Annotated in this window: 12 protein-coding genes and 1 tRNA gene; 2 read left to right on the top strand and 11 right to left on the bottom strand. The window is 61.4% G+C overall.

All coding sequences use genetic code 11. The features are described from left to right. The first annotated feature begins 236 nt into the window (after positions 1 to 236). On the top strand, positions 237 to 950 hold the full coding sequence (locus tag QCM77_RS32775) for an MOSC domain-containing protein (RefSeq protein ID WP_279686224.1): 714 nt from the start codon (positions 237 to 239) through the stop codon (positions 948 to 950). 141 nt (positions 951 to 1,091) lie between these two features. Here QCM77_RS32775 and QCM77_RS32770 read toward each other — a convergent pair whose 3' ends face one another. The 6 genes from QCM77_RS32770 to QCM77_RS32745 all read right to left on the bottom strand — a co-directional run bounded on the left by QCM77_RS32770 (position 1,092) and on the right by QCM77_RS32745 (position 5,305). Further along, positions 1,092 to 1,199 carry a hypothetical protein gene (locus QCM77_RS32770; protein ID WP_462804360.1) on the bottom strand — a complete coding sequence of 36 codons (108 nt, stop codon included), beginning with the start codon at positions 1,197 to 1,199 and terminating at the stop codon, positions 1,092 to 1,094. 301 nt (positions 1,200 to 1,500) lie between these two features. Beyond that, positions 1,501 to 1,583, bottom strand: a tRNA-OTHER gene (locus QCM77_RS32765). Then, positions 1,558 to 2,634 carry a relaxase/mobilization nuclease domain-containing protein gene (locus QCM77_RS32760; RefSeq protein WP_279667461.1) on the bottom strand — a complete coding sequence of 359 codons (1,077 nt, stop codon included), beginning with the start codon at positions 2,632 to 2,634 and terminating at the stop codon, positions 1,558 to 1,560. Before QCM77_RS32760 ends, QCM77_RS32765 begins: the two co-directional genes overlap by 26 nt. Then, a complete protein-coding gene (locus tag QCM77_RS32755; RefSeq protein ID WP_279692261.1) occupies positions 2,631 to 3,149 on the bottom strand; it encodes a MobC family plasmid mobilization relaxosome protein in 519 nt (172 codons plus the stop codon). Before QCM77_RS32755 ends, QCM77_RS32760 begins: the two co-directional genes overlap by 4 nt. A 424-nt stretch (positions 3,150 to 3,573) precedes the next feature. Then, positions 3,574 to 4,554, bottom strand: coding sequence for a ParB/RepB/Spo0J family partition protein (locus QCM77_RS32750; RefSeq protein ID WP_279667459.1), 981 nt, complete (start codon positions 4,552 to 4,554; stop codon positions 3,574 to 3,576). Next, a complete protein-coding gene (locus tag QCM77_RS32745) occupies positions 4,544 to 5,305 on the bottom strand; it encodes a ParA family protein (protein ID WP_279667458.1) in 762 nt (253 codons plus the stop codon). Before QCM77_RS32745 ends, QCM77_RS32750 begins: the two co-directional genes overlap by 11 nt. Before the next feature lie 594 nt (positions 5,306 to 5,899). Here QCM77_RS32745 and QCM77_RS32740 point away from each other — a divergent pair. Beyond that, positions 5,900 to 6,160 (top strand): WGR domain-containing protein, encoded by a 261-nt coding sequence (locus QCM77_RS32740; RefSeq protein ID WP_462676086.1) that lies wholly within the window; start codon positions 5,900 to 5,902, stop codon positions 6,158 to 6,160. Positions 6,161 to 6,333: 173 nt separating this feature from the next. Here QCM77_RS32740 and QCM77_RS32735 read toward each other — a convergent pair whose 3' ends face one another. The 5 genes from QCM77_RS32735 to QCM77_RS32715 all read right to left on the bottom strand — a co-directional run bounded on the left by QCM77_RS32735 (position 6,334) and on the right by QCM77_RS32715 (position 10,334). After that, positions 6,334 to 6,900 (bottom strand): hypothetical protein, encoded by a 567-nt coding sequence (locus tag QCM77_RS32735; protein ID WP_279667457.1) that lies wholly within the window; start codon positions 6,898 to 6,900, stop codon positions 6,334 to 6,336. Between the two features lie 22 nt (positions 6,901 to 6,922). Continuing rightward, on the bottom strand, positions 6,923 to 8,524 hold the full coding sequence (locus QCM77_RS32730; protein ID WP_279667456.1) for a hypothetical protein: 1,602 nt from the start codon (positions 8,522 to 8,524) through the stop codon (positions 6,923 to 6,925). Positions 8,525 to 8,929: 405 nt separating this feature from the next. Next, positions 8,930 to 9,073, bottom strand: coding sequence for a hypothetical protein (locus QCM77_RS32725; protein WP_279686223.1), 144 nt, complete (start codon positions 9,071 to 9,073; stop codon positions 8,930 to 8,932). Positions 9,074 to 9,136: 63 nt separating this feature from the next. After that, positions 9,137 to 9,448 carry a DUF736 domain-containing protein gene (locus QCM77_RS32720; protein ID WP_129273754.1) on the bottom strand — a complete coding sequence of 104 codons (312 nt, stop codon included), beginning with the start codon at positions 9,446 to 9,448 and terminating at the stop codon, positions 9,137 to 9,139. 703 nt (positions 9,449 to 10,151) lie between these two features. Beyond that, positions 10,152 to 10,334, bottom strand: a complete 183-nt coding sequence (locus QCM77_RS32715; RefSeq protein ID WP_279686222.1) for a hypothetical protein — start codon at positions 10,332 to 10,334, stop codon at positions 10,152 to 10,154. Positions 10,335 to 10,422 lie beyond the last annotated feature (88 nt).

The raw sequence follows: 10,422 nt of genomic DNA, 5'->3' as shown, positions 1-10,422 counted from the left end.
CCGGCCAACAAGCCTGACCCGCAGTTTCTGATCATCGTCTGCCATCACAAGGTGTCCACCTAATTTGGTGGACACCTCATGCATCACAGCACTCAACCGCAAAAGGTGCGGGGAAATTCGCGCTTACCGCTCGTTTGCCAAGGGGAACATGTTGACATCTTTCTTGCATCCATGGAGCGCGCGCTCATCAGGGTGGCAGGCTATCCGCCTACCTGCCAGCAGGGGCTCGAGAGCCTATGAAGGGCAAGGTCGCAGAACTCTGGCGCTATCCGGTGAGCTCCATGGCGGGCGAACAGCTCGCCGTGGCTCGCGTCGAGGCAGGCGGCATTGCCGGCGACCGGATCTGGGGAGTGCTCGATGAAGCAACCGGCCGCATCGCCTCCCCTGGACGGGAAAAGCACTTCATCGGCGTGCCGCGCGCGTATGCTAAGATCGCTGGTGGCGGCGTCGCCGTTTCGGCCGACGGCAGGAGTTGGGCTGGACCGGAGGACGCCTCGATGCGGGAAGCCTTGTCGACGACCTTCGGCTTCAAGCCAATGCTGAAGCCGTTCGACCCCATCGGATCGGGCGGTTTCCGCCCTCGCTACGAGCACGCTCCGATCCACCTCTTGACCACGGCTGCACTGCGCAGCCTTAGCCGAGAATTGCCAGACAGCGTCATCGACACGCGCCGCTTCCGTCCGAACATTCTTGTCGACTGGCCGGATGAGGACGAGGCGATGCCTGAAAAAGACTGGATCGGCCGGGAGATCAGGATCGGAGAGGTCGTGTTGCGGGGCAAGAGGCCTTGCGGGCGCTGTGGCTTCATCACGATCGAGCAGGATCGCTTGCCGGTAGATGTCGAAATCCTGCGCAGAGTGGTCCAGCGTTACGGTCGTGATTTCGGGATTTATTGCGACGTCGTGTTTCCCGGCCACCTGACAACCGAAGCGATGGTCGCCGTTGCGTAGGCTATGATATCGAATTTCTTGTTGCGCAAGTTGCGTAACCGCCCCGAGACGAAGATCAAAATACTACGGTCGTCGAATGATTGGCGTACTGCAAACAGCACAGAGCGCCAGCACACGTTTGCTGCCGCTGGTCGGCAGTCCTTAGTAACAGTCTTCGGTGTCCAAGAATTTGAAGTTCATTGCCTTTACCGAAACGGTGACTCGGCAGGGTGCGCCAGAAATGGTCTTACAGGCAGTGCAGTGACAAATGACGACGTGGGGATTTATGTCCGCCTAATAGCTGTTCTGGTCGCAATGATAAGAACCATCAATTTTTTATTCCCATGCCCGGTCCCAGTACCCGTGAACGGCCGCTTCGCGCCATGAGCGGTCGCACTACGCCCCTTCAAGGATCCTCCGAATCTTCTCGCGACGCGCAATCTAGATCGCGCATAATCGCGCTGTCGCCCAAATTGGATAGAGCGAATACACCGCTCCCCTAAAGAGGCGCTGCCATCGAGCGTAAAGGATCGAAAGAAGTCGACGGAAAGCGAGCAAGATCGTAGAGTTTTGGTAGCGAGAGAGGGACTCGAACCCCCGACCCCAGGATTATGATTCCTGCGCTCGCTTATCTGGTCCGCTCATCGCCTCGCGTATCGTCGCGCCGGTCGGCATCGACGCCCTGCTCCGCTCCGCGCCGCCGGCTATTGGCAAGCTCCGAAAGTTCATTCTTCAGCGCATGCCGGCGGGTTTCAACCTTAGGCATCTCCATGACGAATTGCCGAATCTGGCGCGCGAGCTCGTGATCTGCTGGCGCTCGAGAGCGCTGTAGCTCGGCGGCATAGTCGAGATATCGCCGCCGGATCGCGTCCTGACGTGACTTGATCTTTTCGTCCCAAGGATGTTCGGCGCTCTTGCCGCCCCTCAGCTCGGAAAGCACCTTCTTTCGTGCGAGCCGATCGACATCGGGCGTGATCTTTCGCTTGCGCAAGGCGAGCACCGCCCCGCGATCGGCCTTTCGAACCCGTCCGCGGGTTCGTCGCGGCGTTGCCTCCGCCGCGATTCCACGAAGCCGGAGTTCGCCGGCAAACCGTTCGCGCCAGGCCTGAAGATCTGCCTTGCGAGGGTTGAGGCGCTTGCCGTCATGGCCCAGGGACCGAACGGTCAAGTGCACATGGGGATGCTTGTTGTCGAGGTGCTGGACAAAGACGTAGTCGTGATTATAGCCGAACGTCTCGATGGCAAATGCCCTGGCTGAATCCTTCACGCCGACGGCATCGGTGCCAGCCGGCATTGACAGAATGATGTTGACCGAGAGCGACCCATCGCGGCGGCGCTTGTCGTCAAGACCGGCATCATCCTCCCAGCGTTGCTGCAGGTCCTTCAATCCGGAACGACCCGCCAGCGTCCCGCCCTGCTCTGTTTCCGCATCAAGCTCGCCGTTTCGCGTGATGTATGCGAGGTGCGACTTGAGATGCCCCACGCCCTTTGTGCGGCCGGTAATCTTGAGCATCACCTCCGGTGCTCGACGCACGATGCGTTCGAGCTTCGCACGCATCGCCGGCGTAAGGCGGCCTGGAACGGCCGGATCGGGGATATCCCACTCGGCCCGCCGTGGGCGCCGATTGGGCGTTTCCCAGACGTACGAGATCGGCGGGAGTTCGGAGGCCAGGTCGGTCGGACGCGGCGAGTGGCGCCGGCTCATCGCCGCCCATCCCAATAATCAGCGTTGCCATTCAGCGCATTGCGTAATTGCGCGAGCTCTCTTTCGATGACCAATTTGGCCTCTCGAATTGCGGACAGATCGGGCTCAACCGCCCTGCCCTGCAGCACGCTGGTGTTTGCGGCGCGCGCGATCTGGTTGATGTTGCCGCCGATCCGGTTGAGCTCACGAACGATAGCGCGAAGCGCGGCATGCTCGTCGGGAGAATGTTGTACCGGCGATCCCAATCGCGAACGCACCAGCGCGACGATCCAGCCGGTTCGGGTCATGCCACGCTGATGTGAGATTTCCGCAAGCTGGCGCATCTCACTCTCGCGAAATCGCACTGTCACCTTCTCCGGTCGTCCGATCGGCAACGCCAAGATGCGCGGCGCTGGTGCAGCTAGCGCATCAGCAATGAGACGCCGCAGCAGCGCGGATTTGCCGCCCTGGGTAGCTGCAAAAGCTGAGAACTCCGTCGCGACTTCGTCGGAGACGCGAAGCGAGATCAGAGCCATGCACTCCAATCCCAATCGCGATGTAATACATCGCTGGCGTGAAGCCTATCCTGCACTAGAAAGTGCGAATCCTTCCACCCCCTCCACGTTGGTTCAAACCAACAGGCTCGGCAGTGAAAGCTCGGGAGTTGCTGCAGGTGAGATCCAATCCAACCGACGATCGACGCGGAGAATTCCTCCGGGAATGACGCAGCCGTCGCCCCTACTCCTTGTGCTCCACGAACCCTGCGAGTGCAGATTGGCGAAATCGGTACCGAATATGTGGACCGCGGCTTTCCAGCAGCCTCCGGCCTCTCTACAGCGCTGTGGGGGGCGCGTTCGGCCTCCGGCTGCTGCGCTAACGCGCCATCCTTCGGATGGGAAATCCGCTCCGCCGGCGCACCAACCGCAGCAGTGTTTATGAGGAGGCTGTCTAAGACAAGCTTCATGCCAACAGGATCTCTTCGATTGTGACCGTCGATGCCGGAACCTCTTCCGCCTCTTCTGCACCATCGATCAGCAGCACGGCATGGCGTGAGCCTTGAGACGCGAGTCGATCGACCAGAAGACGGCCATTGCGATCTTGGTGACGCACTCTGATCGTCAGTGATGAGCTCATTCGCGCGTTCCGATCGACCGAAGGATTGGGGGACTTTTCCGCGACCGCCTTTACGCGGCCTCTCTCCATGGGTCGCAATCCCACTTGCGGTGCGATCGGGCTTCCTGCGGGTCGAGCTCCAGGCGACCCTTCACCATCAGCAGGGGAGCCGCGGACTTCGCTGCGAATCTTGCGAGCCAGCTGACGGGCGTGTGCATCGGTGAAGCTCTCCTGTGCTGCGCATATGGTCTCGACGGCCTTGGGCTGCTCACGCCAAGCCTGGTAGAGTTCATACACAGCACGGATTGATGAGCCGGCAAGCTTCGACTGAAGGAACTCCGGCATGCTCTGGGCCGATGCGTAGCGAGACACCCAGTCCCTCGGCTTGCCGAGCTTGCGCGAGATGTCGGCTTGGCTATCGCCCAGCTCCAAGCGGCCCGCGATGAACGCCGCAATTTCAGGGGCATTGAGGTCGTCGCGCTGGATATTTTCGATCATCTGAACAAAACGATCCGCAGAACCAACGGCATGAATGAAAGCGGGGACGTCACGTAGCCCGGCGCGCTTAGCAGCACGATACCGCCTCGCGCCCATGACGATCACGTACCGGCCTTCCTCGGTCGCTTGCCGCAGCACGATCGGTTGCAGCACCCCATGCTGACGGACTGATTCCGCAAGCTCCTCGAGCTTCTGTTCGTCGAAGCTGCGACGAGGCTGGTCTGGATCTTCGTCAATACGGTCGATGGCGATGCAAATCGGTTGCCCGGTTGTGGCGGCACCATCTTCGGCGGCGTCGATGAGCTGCTTAAAGCTGAGATCAAGCGCCATGGGCCGGCTCGTCCATCTGCGCGACGATCTTGGCGAGAACATCGCGGATTTCCCGACCAGCCTCCTGCGCAGAGCGGCGCTTCAGCTTCCAGACCGGCAGGCGTTCCGCAACGGCCTCAGCGTAGCCGTCCCTTGCAACAATCTGGCCCGGAAACACATATTTGCCCGCCTCGCGCAACAGTTGCTCAAGATGGCTCCTTTGACGGGGCGATTTCGTGTTGAAGTTCGAAGGCAGCAACCCGAGAAACTTCGTATCCTGGCGGCCATAGCGCCTCTGCACGCCGATCACGGTCTGCATCAGACCTTTGACGCCCTTAATCGAATAGTCCTCCAGATAAATAGGGGCGAGCACATGCGACGCCGCCACCAAACACCCGACACTGCGCAGTCCAAGTGATGGCGGCGTATCGATGACGCAGGCATCGAACTGATCCGATGCGATAGCGAGGTTCTCTTGCAGAGTCGTTATAGCGGCCGCACTGCTGCGGTCGAGATCGGTCAGTGAGCTATCGGCCGGCGCGAGCGTTAGGCCTTCGTCTTCCCGAGGTACGACCCGCATCCCCGGCTTAAACAGATCCGCAGCTAACGTTGAACCGGCGTAGTGCCTCAATGTATCCGACGCATTGCTCTGTGCATCAACGTCGATCACGAGAACGCGGAGATCCGCTTCCGCCATGAACCAGGCCAAATGCACCGCAAGCGTCGTCTTGCCGACCCCGCCCTTTTGATTGTTGATGACAATGGTCTTCATCTTAAGGTCCGAAATGGGTCTAACAGTGCGGGAGCCATGTCCTTGTCCATCATGTCCTGGGAGATGTTGGTTTGAACCAACAGCGATTGCGAATCCGGTCACCGGAACGATTCCGGAATTCGTCCGGCGAATCCCCTGCCAGAAGAGTCAGGTCAGCCCATAGCCATCAAGGGAAATTCTGGGCGCGAACTGGGGTTGTGCTCGTTGCTGGTCGCTCCGCGACAGGTCGCGAGAGGATCGTCACGCGAAGGCGCGGAGACCGCTTGTGGGCTCCGGGGCCGTCACCGCGGCGGCGCGAGTAGAGCCCTCCCCGAAGGGGCTCGCCCAAGCAGGTTGGGCTGGAAGAGCCGCAGGAAGTTTTGAATCAGGAGCCGATCTCTTGCGGCTGTTGTGTTTAGGGCTGATGCAATTGCAAGTTAAGCATCGAGACGCGCGTCTCGATCGCGAAGTTTCCATCGAGGAGAGATTCAATCGGGGCAATGGACCGTGCGCGGAATTTCCGGCGCAAGGACCTATTGATAAAATGAATCGATCTGCCCGGTCGATTCATAAAACTCATTGGACGCGGCTTTCCTCGGACGCGAGAATCTGTCCGTGCCGAAACCCGAACCAGAACCGCTTCATCTGCGCCGCATCGATGCCGCGCACAATATGCGGCGGTTTTATGCGCTATCCACGCAGCCCACCTTGTTCGGAGAAATGTCGCTGATCCGCAATTGGGGCCGGATCGGCACGAGTGGCAAGACCATGGTGCAGACCTTCGATGGTAGTGCGGAGGCGATCGAAGCATTCGTACGCCTGGAGCGTGCCAAGCGAAGGCGCGGTTACCCTGTCGCGGACGAAACACCGTCTTAGCCTGACATTCTTTCGAGGATTACGGCTCTGCCTGTGATCGCGGCTCTATCTGTTTCGCGGCCCTGATGCCGGACCAAGCAAAATCGAAACAAGACGGAGCTCACACCCCACTAAGGGACGTTATCCTTGAGGTCCTATGGTTCTGCGAACCACGGAAGCCGAATTGCTCTGAGTCATAACCCAAGCGCGATCTCGGCCCATTTCAACATGCGGTCGCTATTGAGAAACGCCAGCACCGCCGATTCCAGCGACGCGGGCGCGCCCGGTCCAACCAAAGCCGTTGCGGCCGCCATGTCGCAGCGCTGATTGAAGGCGAGTGAGAGCGCGGCGTTGCGTTTCCCCTCGACGCGATAGGCCCGGCTGCGGCCGCGCATCGGACCGACGATGATCTCTCGGCCGGCACCGATCGGCGTTGCCTTGCCAATCAGCGCCAGGTCGCCCATCTGATCGAGGTCGCCATCGTCGGCGACGCCGGTGGCGCAATTGCAAAAGCCGAGCTTGGCGCGAACGTAGAGCCGGACCTCGCCGCCGCAATCGGCGGCCTTGCAGCGGAACGCCTTTCCTTTCCCCCAGGGGTCTGCGCCGAAAGGCCAGTCGGTTTCCGTCCACACCGGGCGGATCTCGCCGGATGCCGCTGTTGCGGGCGCTTGTTCGCCGGATCGCAATATCCAGACCGCAACGGCTGCGCAGAGCAGCGCGGTGGCTGCGCCGAGCGCGATGAATTTGCTTGTCAGGCGCATGGAAGCTGCCGCGGCTCTCCTGCTAATTCTGAGCCATGAACCTTCGTGCGGCCGCGAGATCCTCCCGCGAGGAGTCGCCATTGCGCGCCATGTCGACGACTTTCGCGTAGTACTGGCGGGCCTTCGCGGCGTCACCCGCTTTCTCGGCGGCGTGAGCGGCGCCGATCGTCGCGCCAAAGCGGTTCGGCTCCTTGCGCATGGTGCTTTCGAACGCGGCCAATGCCTCGGTCGCCATGCCGCGCTCGAGCAGCATGGTCCCGTAAAGCTCGCGTGCCGGGGCAAGCGGTCCCGGCGTCACGATGGATTTTTCGGTCTTGTCTTCGGCATCGGCGGCAAGGCGCATCGCTTCCAACGCGTCCTCCTGTTTTCCCTGGGCATTGAGCTGCCAGGCTGTGGCGACCTGCCGCTGAATGTCGACAATCTCGGCCCAATAGGCGTCCTTGTCTTGCTGCAGCTTGTCCCGCAACTCCGCCAGCTTGGCGATGTCCGCCGTTGCTGCGTCTGCATTGTCGGAGCGCGCAGCGCCAAGGGCACGGGCAAAATAGGTGATCGCATCGACATAGGCGAACCGGCTCGGCTCGACCTTCAGCGCGGCAGCGCCCTGCCAATCGCCGCGCTCGACCATATAGCGCGCCTGGCTGGCCGCTATCGCGTAGGGACCGGCGCGGACGGCCGGCGCATACCCCGTCGTCGCAACCATGTCCGCGATGACGTCGCGGGCTCGGCTGTCCTGCGCAAGCTGGAGCAGGGCGTAGACCATATAGTCGTCGGCATGCAGCTGCTCGCTGGGGTCCTTGCCCTCCTTGGCAGCCTTGGCGGAGCGGCTATTGGCGTCGATGGATTCGTTCCAGTAGCCGACGCGCGTGAAGATGTGCGACGGCATATGTAAAGCGTGCGGCGCCGCCGGCGCGATCTCGGAATAGCGCTTGGCAGCGTCGAGACCTCGTTCTGCAATCGCCGGATAGTCGTAGAGGTGGATCAGGTAATGAGCGACCCCGGGGTGCCGCGGCTGCCGCTTGAAGATCGGCTCCAAGATGGCAGCGCCCTTGAGCTGGTTGGCATAGGTCTTGTCGTTTGGTGACGCCGTGACATTCAGCGTGATGGCGTAGGCGATCTGCGCCTCGTCATCATCGGGATAGCGCGCGGCGACGGCTTCGGTTGACTTGAGATAGGCCTGCGCGCGTTGGCCAAACGTCGTCTTTTCGTCGCCCGAATAGAACGCCAGCAGCGCGTCGATATAGTCGCGTTCGCGTTCGCTCTTGGCGCCGAGTGCCTTGGCCTTCTGCAGAGCGCCGAGGCCCTCGGTGAGGTTTTCCTTCGGCGCGGGAAAATGCGGATTGTAGAGCAGGCTCAGGGCAATGCCCCAATAGGCGATCGCGCATTCCGGATCGGCCTGCAAGGTCTCCTCGAAAATCTCTTTCGCGGGCCGGTACCAGAACGAGTGCTGATAGCGCATCCCGCGGTCAAAGCGACGCTGCGCCACCTCGTTGCAGGAGGTCTGGAAGTGAACCTTGCCAAACTGCTCGTCGGTCCCGTCCTCCGTGCGTGCGGCAGGCGAGGCGGAGATCGAGCCCAGGGCAGCAAGGGCGAGAAGAGAGACGGTTCTCAAGGCGAGCGCGCGCATCGGCCCCTCCGTTTCTGTTCAGAAAGAATTTACTCAGATGGCGCCGATAAAGGCCGGAGCGCCGAAATTCGTAGTGCTGAAATTGGCGGTGGCAATTGCGTTGTTGGAAGGATTCGCCCATTCGCAATGCGAGTCAATACGAGCGGGCGGATTTTGCGTTAGGGAAGCACGCCTGTCAGGCTCCATCCGCCCGTGCGCGAAATCGTAAGGCGGATAGCGAAGCGTAGTCCGCCATTACAGGGGCCGATCTGCCGCCGGGCGGGCACCGATCAGGTCGCGCGGGGCATTGCCGGTCGTTGACAGGCTCGACATGTGCGTGATGGTCGGGAAGATTGTGTTCGAGCTCATGAAGTATCGATCCTGATCGCGTAACGACCGTGCATCGTAGACGCAAGACGAGGGGGCTTATGCCCCCTCCTCGGCTGCGAGCACTTCGTTGCGTTGGCGGATGAGTTCGGCCAGTTCGACTTCGAGCGCTTTGCGCTCGGCCGGCGTGAACACGCATTCGCGCAGCTCGGCGCGCAATTCTTCAATGGTGTCGACGGTCATGATCGCATCTCCGGTGGAAGGGGAGCGGGCCCCGCCTTGCGGCGGAGCCGACTTCCTGGAGCTTCAGTCGCGGTTCGGCCGGGACCAGATCAGTTGGAGGCCTTCCGCACCTTCGACCTCGATCAGTGTGGCGTAGATCGGAGCCGGGAAGCTCGGATCGTCCAGCTTGACGGAGAGGTAGTCGCGCTCGGTGTCCTTGGCGGTCTTCTGCCAGGCCGCGCCCAACTCGACGTTGCCGGAGTAGATGCGGAAGTGCGGTCCCTTGTCGGAAGGGGTGTCGACGCGGATCAGCTTGGCTTTGACGTTGAGGTTGAGCGTCTTGATCGCGCCGGAGAAGCCATTGCCCGTGGAGGCGAAGGTGCCGATGGTAGCCATTGTCTCATTCCTTGGTTTTCTCGGGCCGCGCCTATCGCGACCTCGATGGCGGTCGTGAGACCGGAGGCGATCGACCTGCACCCAAAGGGCCGAAATGAAATGGAGGGCGGCCGGCAGCGACTTTCTTGGACCGCGAGGAATGGTGCGCAGCGCCAGGGGAAGAAAGTCGAGGACGGACGTTGCAGGGACAAGATCGAGAGCCCGCGAAGCGGGATCGGCCTTCGGTCAGACCAGCCTTTATCGAGGACGCTGATGGGTGCGCCCGTCGCGAAAACACATGGAATGAAGACAGGCGGCCCTAATCCGTTCGGGCATTCGCATCTCAGGCAATGGGCGCGGCAAGCAAACTGCAACTCACCTTAATTAGGTCACCCTAGACGGCGCGCATCACCCGCAATGGAGATCGTCACCGTCAGCATCTCGGCGTAGCTGTCGAAGTTGCCAACGCAAGATCGATAACGAGGCTGGCGACGTACTCGCCATCTGGATGCAACCCCGCCCTCCGATCGACCGTGCTGCGAGGCGTAAAACAGATGCTAGCGTCGCTGGGCATGCCGGCCTCCGAGTCCGGGATGATTCCGCCGGCACGCGCGATGGAACAAAGCTGGGCGTTCGGGTTGTCACTCCACATCGACGGAGAGGGTTGTGAGCACAATCGGCCGCTGCAGCAATCCGGCTTCCGGGCTCGATTTCAACTCGAACGTTATTTGGCCGGCGGTCGCAGCGGGCTTTCCGCCCACTTCCGGGCGGCGGGATCGCGCAGCGGATCGTCCTCGCAGACCACGCAGACGTAGCGCGGCCGGCCGGCCGCGACGTCGTCGGGCACGGCCGCCATCGGCTTACCGCACTTCGGGCACAGCTTCCGGCTGAGGTAGAGCGGAGTCATGGTTTTTGCCTGCCGGGACCAGCTTAGTTCCCCGTGTGCCGCGAGCACAAGTCAATCGCCGAAAATTGTCCGCATGCACCAGTCCGCT

The organism is Bradyrhizobium nivariense, from assembly GCF_029846695.2.
In the GTDB taxonomy this organism is placed as follows: Bacteria; Pseudomonadota; Alphaproteobacteria; order Rhizobiales; family Xanthobacteraceae; genus Bradyrhizobium.
The sequence above is the reverse complement of the archived record's forward strand: the minus strand, read 5'-3'. Positions and strand labels throughout refer to the sequence as shown.

Excerpts from the sequence above, each read along its gene's own strand:
- QCM77_RS32730 (WP_279667456.1), bottom strand. The coding sequence starts at position 8,524 with ATGCGCGCGCTCGCCTTGAGAACCGTCTCTCTTCTCGCCCTTGCTGCC.
- QCM77_RS32755 (WP_279692261.1), bottom strand. The coding sequence starts at position 3,149 with ATGGCTCTGATCTCGCTTCGCGTCTCCGACGAAGTCGCGACGGAGTTC.
- QCM77_RS32760 (WP_279667461.1), bottom strand. The coding sequence starts at position 2,634 with ATGAGCCGGCGCCACTCGCCGCGTCCGACCGACCTGGCCTCCGAACTC.
- QCM77_RS32720 (WP_129273754.1), bottom strand. The coding sequence starts at position 9,448 with ATGGCTACCATCGGCACCTTCGCCTCCACGGGCAATGGCTTCTCCGGC.
- QCM77_RS32745 (WP_279667458.1), bottom strand. The coding sequence starts at position 5,305 with ATGAAGACCATTGTCATCAACAATCAAAAGGGCGGGGTCGGCAAGACG.
- QCM77_RS32750 (WP_279667459.1), bottom strand. The coding sequence starts at position 4,554 with ATGGCGCTTGATCTCAGCTTTAAGCAGCTCATCGACGCCGCCGAAGAT.
- QCM77_RS32735 (WP_279667457.1), bottom strand. The coding sequence starts at position 6,900 with ATGCGCCTGACAAGCAAATTCATCGCGCTCGGCGCAGCCACCGCGCTG.
- QCM77_RS32715 (WP_279686222.1), bottom strand. The coding sequence starts at position 10,334 with ATGACTCCGCTCTACCTCAGCCGGAAGCTGTGCCCGAAGTGCGGTAAG.
- QCM77_RS32775 (WP_279686224.1), top strand. The coding sequence starts at position 237 with ATGAAGGGCAAGGTCGCAGAACTCTGGCGCTATCCGGTGAGCTCCATG.
- QCM77_RS32725 (WP_279686223.1), bottom strand. The coding sequence starts at position 9,073 with ATGACCGTCGACACCATTGAAGAATTGCGCGCCGAGCTGCGCGAATGC.